We start from the raw sequence: 14,497 nt of genomic DNA, 5'->3' as shown, positions 1-14,497 counted from the left end.
CTCTGGTTTTCCGCTTCGAATGCTAGAACACCTGGCGGAACACCACGAAGAGGACGAAGGACAGCGCGATCGAGCAGGGCAGCGTGAGCACCCAGGCGAGCAAAAGGTTGCGCACGGTCGCCCACTGCAGGCCGGAGCCGTTCGCCGCCATCGTGCCGGCAACGCCGGACGACAGGACGTGGGTGGTCGACACCGGCAGGCCGAGACGGTCGGCAGCGCCGATCGTGATCATCGCGACCAGCTCGGCGGCGGCGCCCTGGCCATAGGTCAGGTGGCTCTTGCCGATCTTCTCGCCGACGGTGACGACGATGCGCTTCCAGCCGACCATGGTGCCCAGGCCGAGCGCCAGTGCCACGGCGATCTTCACCCACAGCGGGATGAACTTCGTCGCGTTGTCGACTGCCTTGTGATAGTCGGTCACCGCCTTCAGGTCCGCGTCCTGCATCGGCAGCAGCTTCTTCTTGTCGATCAGCTTCAGCGCTTCGCCGATCAGGTAGATGTCGTTGCGGGCGTTGCTGACCAGGTCGGTCGGCACCTTGTCGATGCTGGCATAGGGCTGCAGTCCGGCGGTCGTGTTGTGGATGTAGGTCTGCAGCGCCACGGTCGTCTGATCGTTCCAGGTCTTGCTGCGCACAGCCTCCTGAACCGCGGCCTTGGCGTCGGCGACGGTGACGCCCGGCTTGGCGTACTTGCCCAGCGCCTGCTCGACGGCGACGGAAGCCGACTTGTAGGCTTCCAGATAGTTGATGTCCGGCGTGCGGTTGAGGGCATAGGCGGTCGGCACCACGCCGATCAGGATCAGCATGATCAAGCCCATGCCCTTCTGGCCGTCGTTCGAGCCGTGCGCGAAGCTAACGCCAGTGCAGGTGAAGATCAGCAGGGCGCGGATCCACCACGGCGGCGGCGTGTTGCCCTTCGGGGCCTCGTAGAGCGCCGGATTGCGCACCAGAAGCTTCATCGCATAGAGCAGGATGGCGGCGGCGAAAAAGCCGACAAGCGGCGAGACAAGCAGCGACAGGCCGACATTGCTCGCCTGCCCCCACTCGACGCCGCTGGTGGCGCTTCCGGCCGGCGCCATGAACTGGTTGGCGAGACCGACGCCGATGATCGAGCCGACCATCGTGTGCGAGCTGGACGCCGGCAGACCGAGGAACCAGGTGCCCAGGTTCCACAGGATCGCCGCCACCAAGAGCGCGAACACCATGGCGAAGCCTGACGAGGAGCCGACCTGCAGGATGAGCTCGACCGGCAGCAGCGACAGGATGCCGAACGCCACCGCGCCGCTGGAGGTGAGCACGCCGAGGAAGTTGAAGACGCCGGACCACATGACGGCGAATTCCGCCGGCAGGGAACGGGTGTAGATGACGGTGGCGACCGCATTGGCGGTGTCGTGGAAGCCATTGACGAACTCGAAGCCGAGCGCGATCAGCAGGGCGATGCCGAGCAGGATCCAGGGCACCGTCTTGGCGATCGCCAGATCCTGGCTCAGCGCATAGCCGACATAGATCAGGCCGGCCAGAACCAGCACGCCGAAGGCCGGCAGGAACCATTTGGCGCCGCTCGATTGCTCTAATGGGTGATCCGGTCTCGGAATCCCCGCCTCACTGGAAACAACGTCCACCATGTCCCACTCCTTTTGCATTGCAGCAAAGAACCGGAAGAACGCTATGTCCCCAGGATGAAGCTGGTGTGACGCCTGCAACCTATCCGGCTATCCTGAGGAGCGAGGCCACCAGCAGCTTGCGCTCGTCCTCCGAAAGCACGTCGGAATCGAAAAGGTTCATGCTGCGCAGGCCTTCGATGGCGAGGAAGCAGACCAGCAGCGAGCCGAGGTCGTCCGTCTCCCCCTTCAGCCGTTCGAACAGCTGCCGCTTGAAGGCATTTATCGGCGTCAGGAATTCCGGATCCTCGGCAATCGCGGAGAATATCCAGGTGGCCGAAGGTTTCGGCTTCTCGCAATCGTCGGCCGAGAGCCGAATGTAGGCCGCGAGCGCGCTTCCGTCGCCGGCCTCGGCCGTGCGTTCCTCGAGTGCCTTTTCAAAAGCATTGAGGTAGTTCTCGACCAGCCCCTGCATCAGCTTGGCCTTGGTCGGGAAGTTGTAAAGCAGGCCGCCCTTGGAGACGCCGGCGCGGCTGGCAACCGCGTCGAGCGACAGGCTTCCCGGACCCGCCTCGCGCGCCACGTCGGCGGCGGCGGCCAATATCCTGTCGCGCGAATTCGCCCTGCGAGCCTTCATCACCCCTCCACCTACATTAGCCTATGCGGAATTGACAAGACCGTCCAGACGGTACAGTAAAGCGCCCGAAATTTGAAATCGGGACCCATCGCCGGTATGTGTCCCGGCATCGATTGTTTTACCGGTTGCCGGCTCGAGGGGTCTGTCCGTGAAGCGCTTCGCCATCATTACCGGATTTCTGCTGCTGCTCGCTGTGGTCTGCGTCGGCATCGTCGGCTTCAACCTGTTTCGCGACAGTGCGATCAAGCAGTTTTTCGCCACCATGAAGCCGCCGGCCGCGACAGTGTCGACCGTTGTCGCGAAGCCCGCGAACTGGACGCCCGGCGTCGAGGCGATCGGCACCGTAAACGCCGTGCGCGGCGTCGACCTGACCGTCGAGACGGCCGGCATCGTCAAGGACATCCTCTTCCACGCCAACCAGAAGGTCGCGGCCGACGCCGTGCTCCTGCAGCTCGACGATGCCGTCGAGAAGGCCGACCTGGTGGCGCAGAAGGCGCAGGCCGCGTCCGACCAGGCGGCGCTCACGCGCGCGCTGGAATTGCAGCGGCGCGGCGTCGGCACCGACGCGACGCTCGATGCGGCGCGCGCGGCGGCGACCGCTTCGGCCGCGCAGGTCAACAAGCTGCAGGCCGTGCTCGACCAGAAGCAGCTCTCGGCCCCTTTCACCGGCACGGTCGGTATTCCGAAGATCGACATCGGCCAGTATCTGGCGCCCGGCAACTCGGTTGTCACGATCCAGGACCTGGACACGATGCGGGTCGACTTCACGGTGCCCGAGCAGCAGCTGCCGCTGCTGAAGATCGGCCAGGCGGTGCGGATCGGCAGCAACGGTGCCGACATGCCCTTTGCCGGCTCCATTCGCGGCATCGATCCAAAGATCGACCCGGCAAGCCGGCTGGTTTCTATCCGCGGCGAGGTCGCTAATCCGGAGAACAAGCTCACCCCCGGCCAGTTCGTGCAGATCCGCGTCGAGCTGCCGGAAGAAAACAATGTCATCTCCGTACCGCAGACGGCGGTGACCTCAAGCCTCTACGGCGACTATGTTTTCGTCGTCGTGCCGGCAAAGCCTGCTGACGCCGGCGCTGGCCAGCCAGCGAAACCGGAAGACCAGAAGGCCGGCGCGGAGAAGCCGGCCGGCGATGCCGCCAAGTCGCAGGCCGACGCCTCGAAGCCGGCCTCCGAGGCGGCAAAGCCTGCCGACAACGCTGCGAAACCTGCTGACAACGCCCAGAAGCCGGCCGAGGCCGGGCAGCAGCCGGCGCTCGTGCTGTCGCAGGTGTTCGTCAAGCTGGGCCGCCGCAACAACGGCATGGTCGAGATCGCCGAGGGCCTGAAGGCCGGCGACCAGGTCGTCACAGCCGGCCAGAACAGGCTCTTCAACGGCATGTCGGTAGCCGTCGACAACACGATCGATCCCAGCAAATCGGCGAACAAGCAGGTTCAGCAATGAGCTTTTCCGATATCTTCATTCGCCGGCCCGTCCTCTCGACGGTGCTGGCCTGCATGATTCTGCTCCTGGGCTTCCAGGCCATCTTCAACCTGTCGATCCGCCAGTATCCGAAGGTTGACGAGACGGCGATCACCATTACCACGGCCTATCCCGGCGCCAGCGCCGACCTGATCCAGGGTTTCATCTCCGCGCCGATCGCGCGCGCCGTCGCCTCGACCGAGAACATCGACTACGTGACCTCGTCGAGCCGCCCGTCTTCGAGCACCGTGACCGTGCAGATGAAGCTCGGCTCCAATCCCGACGTCGCGCTGACCGAGGTGCTGTCCAAGGTTCAGGGCGTGCGCGGCACATTGCCGGATGCCTCCAAGGACCCGGTGATCATCAAGGGCACCGGCCAGCAGTTCGCGATGATGTACATCTCGATGCAGAATCCGAACATGACCAAGGAGCAGCTCACCGAGTATATCGAGCGCGTCGTTCGGCCCCGCATTTCGACGGTGGAAGGTGTAGCCGACGTTCAGATCTTCGGCGCCGAGGAATATTCCATGCGCGTCTGGATCGATCCGGTCAGGCTTGCCGCCCGCGGCGCTACCGCCGCCGACGTGCTGACCGCGATCAACAACTCCAACTTCCTGTCCGCGCCCGGCAACACCCAGAACGAGTATGTGGTCTCGTCGATCACGGTTCACTCAACCCTGCAGACGCCGGAGGCCTTCTCCCAACTGCCGATCCGCTCGACGGATGGGCAGGTGGTGCGCCTGCGCGACGTGGCGCGCGTCGAGCTCGGCGCCGCAAGCACCGACACCAGGGTGAGCTTCAACGGCAAGCCCGGCACCTTCCTCGCCATCTTCCCGACGCCGGCGGCCAACCCGCTGACGACGGCGGCGGCAGTCACCAAGCTCGTGCCGGTGATTCAGGAGACGCTGCCGAAGGGCATGACGATCGAGGTCGTCTACGATTCCACCGAGCAGATCAGCGCCTCGATCGAGGAGGTGTTCAAGACTATCGGCGAGGCGGTTGCCATCGTCATCGTGGTCATCCTTCTGTTCCTCGGTTCGTTCCGCTCGGTGATGATGCCGATCGTGACCATTCCGCTGTCGCTGATCGGCGTCTGCTTCATCCTGTTTTCGGTCGGCTACTCGATCAACCTCCTGTCGCTGCTCGCCATGGTGCTGGCCATCGGCCTCGTCGTCGACGACGCCATCGTGGTGGTGGAAAACATCCACCGCCACATGGAGGAAGACCACATGTCGCCGATGCAGGCGGCCTTCAACGGCATGCGCGAGATCTTCTCGGCCATCGTCGCCATGACCATCACGCTGGCCGCCGTGTTCGCGCCGCTCGCCTTCACCGGCGGCCTGACCGGCGCGCTGTTCCGCGAATTCGCGGTGACCTTGGCCGGCTCCGTGGTGCTGTCCGGCCTGATCGCCGTCACCATCACGCCGATGATGTCGGCGCGCCTGCTCAAGGCAGGCGCGCACGGCCGCTTCCAGCGCGTCGTCGACGGCACCTTCGGCCGCGTCGAGCGCGTCTACGAGCGCGCGGTCACCGCCTCGCTCAGGAACCGGCCGGTGACGCTGATCATCGTCGTCGCGCTGGTCTCGCTTACCGGCTTCATGTTCACCAAGACCTCCAGCGAGCTAGCGCCGGAAGAAGACCAGGGCTTCCTGCTCTCGATCGTGACCGCGCCGCGCTATGCGACGTCGGACTATACCGAGGCCTACGTCAACCAGATCCTCGGTCTTGTCAGGGACATCCCCGAAACGCGGGCGCAATTCTCGGCAGTCGCCTTCGGCGGCACGACCAACAGCGCCTTTGTCGGCTTCGCCTTCAAGGACTGGGCCGAACGCCAGCGCAGCTCGAAGGAAATCCAGGCCGACATCACCGGCCGCCTGGCCAAGGTCGCGGGCGTCGAGGCGTTCGTCTTCGCGCCGCCCACGCTGCCCGGGTCCGGCGGCGGGCTGCCCATCTCCATGGTGGTGCGTTCGACCGGCGACCCCTCCGAGGTCTTCGACCAGGCTGAGAAGATCAAGAACAAGGCGCAGGCTTCCGGCCGCTTCATCGTCGTGCAGAACTCGATGGCTTATGACGCGCCGCAGGTAACCGTCACCATCGACCGCGAGCGCGCGGCGGCGTTGAACCTGCCGATCGCCGATATTGGCAACACGTTGACGCTTCTGGTCGGCGGCGCGGAGGTGGCGCAGTTCGACCGCGACTCCAACAGCTATGACATCATCCCGCAGGTGCCGCAGGAGTTCCGCGACAACCCCGAGAAGCTCGGCGAATATTTCGTGCGCAGCGTGGACGGCAAGATGGTGCCGCTGTCGGCGGTGGTGAAGATTTCGACCAACGCCTCTCCGGCAGCGATCGAGCAGTTCAACCAGCTGAATTCCTCGACCATCTCGGCCCTGCCGCTCCCGGGCGTCACCACCGGCGACGGGTTGAAGGTGCTGGAGGATCTCGCCAGGGAGACGCTGCCCGACACCTTCTTCATCGACTATTCCGGCCAATCGCGGCAGGAAAAGGAGCAGGGCAACACCATCCTGATCGCCTTCATTGCCGCCGTGATCGTCATCTACCTCGTGCTGGCCGCGCAGTTCGAGAGCTTCCGCGACCCGCTGATCATCATGATGGCGGTGCCGCTCTCGATCTTCGGCGCCATCGTGCCGCTCAACATCGGGCTCGGCACGCTCAACATCTACACGCAGGTCGGACTGATCACGCTGATCGGCCTCATCACCAAGCACGGCATCCTGCTTGTTGAGTTCGCCAATCAGCAGCGCGAGGTCCATGGCATGCGGCGCCGTGACGCCATCATCGCCTCGGCCAAGGTGCGCCTGCGGCCGATCCTGATGACGACGGCGGCGATGGCGCTCGGCGTCGTGCCGCTGATCATCTCCAGCGGCGCCGGCGCCGCGGCCCGCTACTCGATGGGTCTGGTGATCTTCACCGGTATCCTCGTCGGCACGATGTTCACCCTGTTCGTCGTGCCCATGTTCTACACCTTCATCGCCAGCAAGGATCTTCCGCATCTCGCCGAGAAGCCGGATCCGAAGCTGATGCCGGCGCTGCCGACCTGACGACAAGACGAGTTCGAAAAACAAAAGAGGCCGGAATATTTCCGGCCTCTTTTTTTGGCGGTCGCCCCACTGCTTCGACGTGTCCGCTGAAGGCGGCAACCAGCCTGCTACTTGACCCAGCCCGCTACTTGACGATCACGATGCTGGTATTGGCCGGGCCGAAAGCCTCGACGAGCTGGTAGAAATCGGCCGCGGCATCGGGATGCAGCCGCACGCAGCCATGCGAGGCCGGACTACCGAGCCGCTTGATGGCGTAGGTTGCGTGCACCGCGTAGCCGCCGCTGAAGAACACCGAATGCGGCATCGGCGCGTTGTCGTACTTCTTCGAATACCACATCTCATGCAGGCGGGTCGGCTTGAACGACCCCGTCGGCGTGATGTGCCCCCTGTCGCCCGTCGACACTTTCCAGGTGAACGTCGGCCGGCCGTCGACCGTGACTTCCATGATCTGCTGCGACAGCGAAACCCGGGCGACGATCTGGTTGGCGTGAGCGGCATTGCTGCCGAAGAGCAGTGCCGCGCCGGTGAGCGCGGCGGCCGAGACGTTGATGAGCTTGGCGGAAATGGCAGTGTGCATGACGATCCCTCTCTTTATGCCGGTCCGGCCGGCTTCAATTTCGATGGGCCGTCTTATCGTGGGCGCCTGTTTCAAGGCTATTTCGCTTGATGCTCGCTTCTGTTTCGAATCTGTTTCTCGAGGTTAACGGCGCCGCTGACGAAATCGGCTCGCGGGTCCGGGTATGATTAACGAAAAATTGGGGGAAGCTGGCAAACGAAAGCGTGTATGGCCTTGATACGAAAGTCGTTTCGCCGATCTCGAAACCGAGTTGCAACAAAGCGCGGCTCGCGCGGCATGATGCGGATACAGGCCGGCGGCAATGTCGACGCAACGGGAACAGACATCAGCAAACGAAAATGGGCAGGAAATCGAAACCACGCACCTGGCTTCTCAGGATCGGCGTCGCGGCGATCATCCTCGGTGGCGCCGCCGGCACCGTCGCCGGCAACCCGGTGACGACGCTTGGCACCCTGAATTTTGGCACCCTGAATTTTGGCGCCCTGAATTTTGGCGCCATGAATTCCGGCGAGGTTTCGACGCTGCACGCTGCACTGTTCATCGCCACGGTCTGGATTGTTTCCAGCCTGCGCGTCCACCGGCTGAAGGCCCTCTGGCGGGTCGGCCTTCGGTTGATGAGGACTCGCGGCCCCTCCGGCTACTTGCTGCCGAGAGGACCGAAGGCCCGCGCCGCAGCGGGGGGCTCCGTCAGCGGCGCGGGCGCTTCGGGAGTTTCCTGAAGCACCAATACATATCGATTTAGGGGGTAATGACATGAACACCAGATTTGCAGCTTCCGTGCTTTCGGCACTGCTCTACGCGCAAGGGCTGCTCGGCTTTGCCGCGCTCGCAACGGTGCTGCTCAAGGAGCGCGCCCATGTCGAAATCACCGCCAGCGCGGAGCTGCCCTCGGGTCCCTCGGTGCTGGTGGTGCGATAGGCGCGAGCATCGGACCCAAAAAGTGCGAAGCGGTTTTGGGGCAATCCGATGCAGGATCAAGGAAGAACCCTGGCCACCCTCGGTTCAGTCGGTGCGCGACGTCGGCGGATCGAAGCGGTAGCCGGCGCCCCTAATGGTGGTGATGGTCTCCGTATCGAGCTTGCGGCGCAGCCTCACGATGCGCGAATCGATCGAGCGGTCGAAGGCATCGGCATTCTCGGCGGGCGCGGCGGCAATGATGTCGTCGCGCGTCAGCACCTTTCGCGGGCTCGCCAGAAACAGCCTGAGCAGCGCCACCTGCCCCGGCGAGAGCTGATCCTCGGCGCCGGAGCGATGCATGACCATAGCCGACCTCAAGTCGACGGTGGCGTTCTCCAGCACAATCAGTTCCTGGGTGTTGCGGCCCCGCCGCGTCAGCAGGCCGCCGATACGCGCCGCCAGCTCGCGCACGTTGAGCGGGCTTTCGATCACGTCGGCGGCGCCGAGCTCCAGCGCCAGCACCTTGTCGACGAGATCGGCGGGCCGGCAGATCAGGATGAAGTCGGAGCCACCCTCGCCGCCCCCACCTTGGCTACTATAGCGCTTGAGCAGTTCGCGCCCCTCCGCCTGGGTCACGTCGTCACCGACGACCACGACGTCGATGCCCCCTGCCGAAAGCAGCGACTCGGCCTCCCAGGGCTGGCGCGCCTGGCGCACGTCGTGCCCGCGCCGCTCGAGATGGTCGGCCAGGTCGCCGGCCACCACTTCGGCTACGGACACAAGCGCGACGACGGATCGTGCTGCCATTTTTCTCCACCCCGCCACAGACAACTCGAGATGAGCGCTGGACATCATGTTTATACCCAATCTACTTTCCGCTGAAAGCGGGAGCGAGACCATTGTGAAGGCGCGCGTTATCGTCGTCGAGGACGAGCCGGACCTGAGGGAAGCGGTTGCCGAGTATCTCGGCGCCAGCGGCTATGACGTCGCCACGGCCGAGAATGCCGCGGCGGCGCGCAGCCTGCTCGAGGCGCAGCCCTTCCACCTCGCCATCCTCGACATCGCCATGCCCGGCGAGGACGGCCTGTCGCTCGGCCGCTGGCTGCGCTCCAGGACGCAGATCGGCATCATCTATGCCACCGCCGCCGGCACCGCGCTCGACCGCATCGTCGGCCTGGAGCTCGGCGCCGACGACTACATCGTCAAGCCCTACGAGTTGCGCGAAGTGCTGGCGAGGGTCCGCAGCGTGTTGCGCCGCGTGCCGCAGCCGGTCGCTCCGCAGGCCGCGAAGGCCGAGGCCGGCACGCGCCGCTTCATGAATTTCGGCGGCTTCCAGGCCGATTTCGACGGCAGGCTGGTGACCGGCGCCAATGGCGCGGTCATCGAGATGGCCAAGAGCGAGTTCGACGTGCTGGAAGTCTTCCTCACCCGCGCCAACCGGCTTTTGACGCGGGCCGCGATCTCGGAGGCGATCGGCTTTGTCGAGGACCCTGAGTCTTCGCGCGCGGTCGACATCCGCATCATGCGCCTGAGGAAAAAGATCGAGGCGGACCCCGCTAATCCGAAATTCCTGCGTACGGTGCGCGGCGAAGGCTATATCTTCTCGCTGCCGACCGGCGACGGCAACTGACTCCGGCGCCGCGCATCCTTCCGGATACGCGACGGACGCTGTAGCATGCCGATCCAGCGCATGGCTCCCGAAAGCCGCGATCGATTTTCGGAGCTTGTGTGCTGGATTTCATGGTTTACCGATATGCCCCCGGGGATGACGTTCGACGATGACAGCTGAGGCCGCACGGATGGACATGCACGGCTCCCGCCAGGGCGCCGCGATGGCGGCTGTCCATGTCGTGCGCCGGCTTCGCGAGGCCGGCGACTGGCAGCGCGAGATGGAGGGCATACTAGAAACGCTGTGCCGCTCGATGGACTGCCAGCGCGGCATTCTCTTCCGTTTGCGCGAACTGCCGGGCCAGGGCTTTGCCCAGTCCGTTTCGGCCTACTGGATCGACCCGGAGTTCGGCGGTGAGCTGGCATCGCCCACCGTGATCGTGCAATCGATCATCAACTCGGATCCGCTGCTGGAACGGCTGCAGGAAGACGAGCGCCAGGGCAAGGTCTTTGCCGGCCACACGCGCAACCTCGACGGTTTTCTGCGGACGGATTTCGAGAAGCAGAACATCAAGTCCTTCCTGTCGGTCTCGGTCTTCGCCCACGGCCATCTCTGGGGCACGCTGGCCGTCAACGACTGCGTGGCCGAGCGCGAATGGACGGACGAGGAAGAAGCGACGCTCCACATCATCGCTTTAGCCATCGGCGACGCCATCGAACACTCCCCTTCCGAGGCGCATGCCAGCGAAGTCATCCGCCGCACCATGCTGCAGGCTTCGCTCGACGCCATCATCGTCATCGACGAGGCGGGCTCGATCATCGAATTCAATCCCGCGGCCGAGAAGATGTTCGGGTTCCCGCGCAGCAACATCCTCGGCAAGGACCTGCTCGACACCATCGTGCCGATCTACTACCGCAAGGGCTATGCCTCGGGGGCCGAATACATGTCGGGCCGTGGCGCGCCGATGGTCGGCCAGCGGATGGAGACCGTCACCCAGAATGCCGCCGGCGAGGTCTTTCCGATCGAACTGACGGCGACCGAGATGCGTGTCGCCGACCGCCGCCTGATCTTCGGCTCGATCCGCGACCTGCGCGAGAAGCTGCACGCCGAGGAAGAGATCAACCGCCAGCGCGAGAAGCTGCACCAGAACGAAAAGATGGCGGCGATGGGCTCGCTGCTCGCCGGCGTCTCGCATGAGCTCAACAACCCGCTGGCGGTGGTGGTCGCGCAATCGACCCTGCTGCATGAATTCGCGACCGACCCGCAGACCAAGGTGCGGGCCGAAAAGGTGCGCGCGGCCGCCGAACGCTGCGGGCGCATCGTCAAGAGCTTCCTCTCGATGGTGCGTCTGCATCCGACCGAGCAGGCCGAAACCGACCTCAACCAGGTGATGCGCTCGGCGCTCGAGGTGACCGCCTACGGCGCGCGCTCCACCGGCATCATCATCGACACCGACTTCGCCAACGGCCCGCTGCTCGCCATGGCGGACGCCGACCATGTCACGCAGGTCGCGGCCAACTTCCTCATCAACAGCCAGCATGCGCTGGCTGGCATCACCGGCGAACGGCGCATCAAGGTGCGGACCTTTCGCAGCGAGCGCGGCAATCCCGGGTTCTCCGTCGAAGACAACGGACCCGGCATTCCCCAGGCGATCCGCTCACGCATCTTCGAATCCTACTTCACCACCAAGCCGGTCGGCGTCGGCACCGGCATCGGCCTGTCGATCTCGAAATCGATCGTCGAGCGCCACAACGGCAACATCTGGTTCGAAGAGGTTGACCCGCATGGTGCGCGCTTCGTCGTCCAGTTGCCGGCCATTGCCGGCGATGCGGCAAGGGCAGGCGAAAGTCCGGTCCGATCGAGCGGGCTGCGCCACGCGCTGATCATCGACGACGAGCCCGACGTCGCCGCTTCGCTCTCGGATATACTGGAGCTGATGGGGGTCAAGTCACGTATCGTGCCGAGCTGGACGTCCGCCGGCGAGGTGCTGAGCGGCCAGATACCGCCGCACATCGTCTTTTCCGATCTGCGCATGCCGGGCACCAGCGGCATATCGATCTATCGCGAGCTGCTTGCTGAACAGCCGGAGCTGGCGCAGCGTTTCGTGCTGGTCACCGGCGACCTTATCGGCGCCAAGGCGGAGATCGACGCGCTGCCGCCGCAGCAGCGGCCGCAGATCCTGGAGAAGCCTTTCTCGACGCTCGACGTTCGCGGCGTCCTTTCCGCCATTGCCGATCAGGCGGCCGTGGAAGGCTGAAATTCGGCACCCCCAGGGTCTGTTGAGATTCCAGTCAGGCCGACCTCACCCGAATATCGACAGGTCCAAAAAAGAGGCTCCCGACCGACTTTGCGGCGGGAGCCTGACTGGAGCGCGGAGGGTGCGCTCAGGGGAGCCTCAAAAAACGTTCGGGGTGTTGGTGAGCGGCGCGGCGTTGGCGATCATGCGCACCGCGCGGGTCCTGTGCTGACCGGACTGCTCGGCGATTGCGCGCAGGCACTCTGAGCTTTCGGCGCCCCAGTTCTGGCCTTTGCAGACGAAGTCGACCTGCGGCTGCGGCAGGCGCGCGGTCTTGAGCGTGGTCGGCGCGCCTTCCACGACATTGGCCGGGGGATTGATCGAAGCGAAAGCGGGACCGGCGGCAGGCGCGAGCACCATGCTGGTAAAGGCCGTGGCGCCCAACAGCATGAACATCGCCATCGGATGGTCGCTGGCGCGCTGGCGCAACGCCAGCTTCGGCCGGCGGTCATTGCGCTCGGGGCCATGGGCACGGCGGCTGGTGTCGGCGATCCGGACTTTCGTAAACATCGGCTGTTCCCTTCGTTATCTTTTCTTTTCCTTATGAAACGAACGTACGCGCGCTGCGTAACGAGCGAATGGTAGGGCGCGATTACCCGTGTAACAGGATTGAAACAGCGACCTTCGCCGCGACACCCGTCCCTGCCAACCGCCCGGCGCGCGCCGCTTCCGGTTTGGTGAACTCATGCACAGCCGGATTTCGCGAACTGTAAGCGAACTCACACTGCGCGCTGAATCGGCGTCGCAGACACTGATCTTTGAGATGCTGAGCCGGGGAAACCGATTTCAGTGGCCGGGGCCGACGACGTCGGCGCGGCAGACATTCCGATCGGCGCGCCGGTCCGCCCCGCTTACGATCTCGAGGCGCTCGTCGCCCTGACCGATTGAGTCGCGGCCGAGATCTTCCGGGCGGCGATACGCCCCGCCACGATCGCGCCTTCGACATAGCCGGGAAAGGATGGCGACAGTTCCGAAGCAGCGAAATGGACAGGTGGCGCGCCGGCAAGGATGGTACTTTCCGCATCCATTGCCGTCACATCGACGATGAGGTCGCCATAGGCGCCACCGCTCCAGCGGTCATGTGTCCAATCGCGCTGGTTGAAATCGAGCATGTCGACCGCCTTCGGACCGAGCGCATCGGCAAGTCTTGCCCCCACTTCCGCACGCAGGGCCATCTCGCCCAACTTGCGCCAGCGCAACGCCAGCGGCCCGCCGATGAAGACGGTGAGCGCGGCGTGCTCCTCATCCCTGCTGGCGTCACAGGCAAACAAGCCTGGCAGGTCGCGCCACATCACCATGCCGCTCAATCCTCGCTCCCGCCAGAAGGGCCTGGCATAGCGCGCCACGATCTTGATAACCGCGCCGCTTTCCCAGGCGCCCAGCGCCCTGGTCAGCGCGGCCGGCAAGGCGGGCGCGAACTCGAGCTTCGCGGCCGTCGCCGGTGGCAGGGCGACAAGGACTTGGCGCGCTTCGATGACACCGCTCGCCGTGCTGACGCCGATGCCTTCGCGGCCCTGCTCTATGCGCGTGACCGGCTCGCTTAGCCGCACCCGGTCAAAGATATCGCCGGCCAGATCGTCGGCGAGCGACTGCATGGTCTCGTGCAGGGAATACTGTAGCTCCGGCGCCTCGTTGGTGATGCGACGGTCGTTATCGATCAGGTGCCAGAGCGGCACCTTGTCGATCGCCAGGCACCACAACCCCTCGATCATCGAACGGAAGGCGGACTTGGCATCGGCCGCGTCCTTCTGGCGGCCCAGCCAGTCGGCGACGGTCAGACCGGCGATCGCCGGATCCTCAGGCTCGATACAGTTCATCCGCTCGCGGATCGCCATCGCGGCATGGTAGGTCCGCCCCGCCTGATCGACCGACATTGGCGGATGCGTGATGAAGTTGCCATCGAAATGGGTCGCGACCAATGTCTTGCCACGCGCTTGCGCCAACGCCATCAGCTCCGGCATGTCCTGGCACAGGAACTGGCCGCCGCTGTCGATCCGTTCGCCCAGCCCGTTTCGCATGGCCTCCACGCGACCGCCGACGCGATCACGCGCCTCGAACAGCAGGAAATCGGTCCCGGCGCGCTTGAGTTCGAGCGCGGCGCAGAGGCCGGTGAACCCCGCTCCAATGATCGCAACGTCGGTGCTTTCGATCTTGCTGCTCAATTGCCGGCCCTGATCTGCCGGCAGTTCGACCGGCTCCCAACCGCGCAGATGAGGGTGCGGCGTTCACCCCGTCAAGCATCTTCGAACGTTATGTCGACATGGGCCGTACCGACCAAAGGATGGCTGAAGCGTATCGGCTAATGCATGTCGCTGCGAAATGTGCAGCGGTATCAGCGGAACGATATGCAT

12 protein-coding genes are annotated in these 14,497 nt (G+C 64.6%); 6 read left to right on the top strand and 6 right to left on the bottom strand.

Annotation, left to right across the window (positions count from 1 at the left end; translation table 11 throughout):
• Positions 1-22 precede the first annotated feature (22 nt).
• A complete protein-coding gene (locus EJ067_RS21495; protein WP_126087254.1) occupies positions 23-1,624 on the bottom strand; it encodes an inorganic phosphate transporter in 1,602 nt (533 codons plus the stop codon).
• A 79-nt stretch (positions 1,625-1,703) separates the two neighbouring features.
• Positions 1,704-2,237: a TetR family transcriptional regulator gene (locus tag EJ067_RS21490; protein ID WP_126087253.1), complete on the bottom strand. Its 534-nt coding sequence runs from the start codon at positions 2,235-2,237 to the stop codon at positions 1,704-1,706.
• A gap of 148 nt (positions 2,238-2,385) precedes the next feature.
• Between EJ067_RS21490 and EJ067_RS21485 the strand changes: the two genes are divergently transcribed.
• Together EJ067_RS21485 and EJ067_RS21480 are read left to right on the top strand one after the other, a co-directional pair.
• On the top strand, positions 2,386-3,687 hold the full coding sequence (locus EJ067_RS21485) for an efflux RND transporter periplasmic adaptor subunit (RefSeq protein ID WP_245467998.1): 1,302 nt from the start codon (positions 2,386-2,388) through the stop codon (positions 3,685-3,687).
• A complete protein-coding gene (locus EJ067_RS21480) occupies positions 3,684-6,767 on the top strand; it encodes an efflux RND transporter permease subunit (RefSeq protein ID WP_126087252.1) in 3,084 nt (1,027 codons plus the stop codon). Before EJ067_RS21485 ends, EJ067_RS21480 begins: the two co-directional genes overlap by 4 nt.
• A 124-nt stretch (positions 6,768-6,891) precedes the next feature.
• Here the strand turns inward: EJ067_RS21480 and EJ067_RS21475 are convergent, their stop codons facing one another.
• A complete protein-coding gene (locus tag EJ067_RS21475; protein WP_126087251.1) occupies positions 6,892-7,344 on the bottom strand; it encodes a L,D-transpeptidase in 453 nt (150 codons plus the stop codon).
• 203 nt (positions 7,345-7,547) lie between these two features.
• On the opposite strand from EJ067_RS21475, the gene EJ067_RS21470 reads away from it, so the two are divergent.
• Together EJ067_RS21470 and EJ067_RS34695 are read left to right on the top strand one after the other, a co-directional pair.
• On the top strand, positions 7,548-8,063 hold the full coding sequence (locus EJ067_RS21470) for a hypothetical protein (RefSeq protein WP_245467997.1): 516 nt from the start codon (positions 7,548-7,550) through the stop codon (positions 8,061-8,063).
• 34 nt (positions 8,064-8,097) lie between these two features.
• The gene (locus tag EJ067_RS34695; RefSeq protein ID WP_189510056.1) at positions 8,098-8,262 is read left to right on the top strand and encodes a hypothetical protein; all 165 of its coding nucleotides are present in this window, start codon (positions 8,098-8,100) and stop codon (positions 8,260-8,262) included.
• 84 nt (positions 8,263-8,346) lie between these two features.
• Here EJ067_RS34695 and EJ067_RS21465 read toward each other — a convergent pair whose 3' ends face one another.
• On the bottom strand, positions 8,347-9,048 hold the full coding sequence (locus EJ067_RS21465) for a response regulator transcription factor (RefSeq protein WP_126087250.1): 702 nt from the start codon (positions 9,046-9,048) through the stop codon (positions 8,347-8,349).
• A gap of 94 nt (positions 9,049-9,142) precedes the next feature.
• Here EJ067_RS21465 and EJ067_RS21460 point away from each other — a divergent pair, with 94 nt between their 5' ends.
• The gene (locus EJ067_RS21460; protein WP_168247407.1) at positions 9,143-9,871 is read left to right on the top strand and encodes a response regulator transcription factor; all 729 of its coding nucleotides are present in this window, start codon (positions 9,143-9,145) and stop codon (positions 9,869-9,871) included.
• Positions 9,872-10,019: 148 nt separating this feature from the next.
• Positions 10,020-12,107: an ATP-binding protein gene (locus EJ067_RS21455; protein ID WP_189510054.1), complete on the top strand. Its 2,088-nt coding sequence runs from the start codon at positions 10,020-10,022 to the stop codon at positions 12,105-12,107.
• 138 nt (positions 12,108-12,245) lie between these two features.
• On the opposite strand, the gene EJ067_RS21450 is transcribed toward EJ067_RS21455, so the two are convergent.
• Both EJ067_RS21450 and EJ067_RS21445 read right to left on the bottom strand, forming a co-directional pair.
• Complete coding sequence (locus EJ067_RS21450) at positions 12,246-12,656, bottom strand: hypothetical protein (RefSeq protein ID WP_126087248.1); 411 nt, start codon at positions 12,654-12,656, stop codon at positions 12,246-12,248.
• A 341-nt stretch (positions 12,657-12,997) separates the two neighbouring features.
• Positions 12,998-14,308 (bottom strand): flavin monoamine oxidase family protein, encoded by a 1,311-nt coding sequence (locus EJ067_RS21445; protein ID WP_126087247.1) that lies wholly within the window; start codon positions 14,306-14,308, stop codon positions 12,998-13,000.
• Positions 14,309-14,497: the final 189 nt, after the last annotated feature.

Source organism: Mesorhizobium sp. M1D.F.Ca.ET.043.01.1.1 (assembly GCF_003952385.1).
Taxonomy (GTDB): domain Bacteria; phylum Pseudomonadota; class Alphaproteobacteria; order Rhizobiales; family Rhizobiaceae; genus Mesorhizobium.
The sequence above is the reverse complement of the archived record's forward strand: the minus strand, read 5'-3'. Positions and strand labels throughout refer to the sequence as shown.

Bases quoted from the DNA above. Each gene is read 5' to 3' on its own strand.
- EJ067_RS21495 (WP_126087254.1), bottom strand. From the start codon at position 1,624: ATGGTGGACGTTGTTTCCAGTGAGGCGGGGATTCCGAGACCGGATCAC.
- EJ067_RS21490 (WP_126087253.1), bottom strand. From the start codon at position 2,237: ATGAAGGCTCGCAGGGCGAATTCGCGCGACAGGATATTGGCCGCCGCC.
- EJ067_RS21480 (WP_126087252.1), top strand. From the start codon at position 3,684: ATGAGCTTTTCCGATATCTTCATTCGCCGGCCCGTCCTCTCGACGGTG.
- EJ067_RS21475 (WP_126087251.1), bottom strand. From the start codon at position 7,344: ATGCACACTGCCATTTCCGCCAAGCTCATCAACGTCTCGGCCGCCGCG.
- EJ067_RS34695 (WP_189510056.1), top strand. From the start codon at position 8,098: ATGAACACCAGATTTGCAGCTTCCGTGCTTTCGGCACTGCTCTACGCG.
- EJ067_RS21465 (WP_126087250.1), bottom strand. From the start codon at position 9,048: ATGGCAGCACGATCCGTCGTCGCGCTTGTGTCCGTAGCCGAAGTGGTG.
- EJ067_RS21455 (WP_189510054.1), top strand. From the start codon at position 10,020: ATGACAGCTGAGGCCGCACGGATGGACATGCACGGCTCCCGCCAGGGC.
- EJ067_RS21450 (WP_126087248.1), bottom strand. From the start codon at position 12,656: ATGTTTACGAAAGTCCGGATCGCCGACACCAGCCGCCGTGCCCATGGC.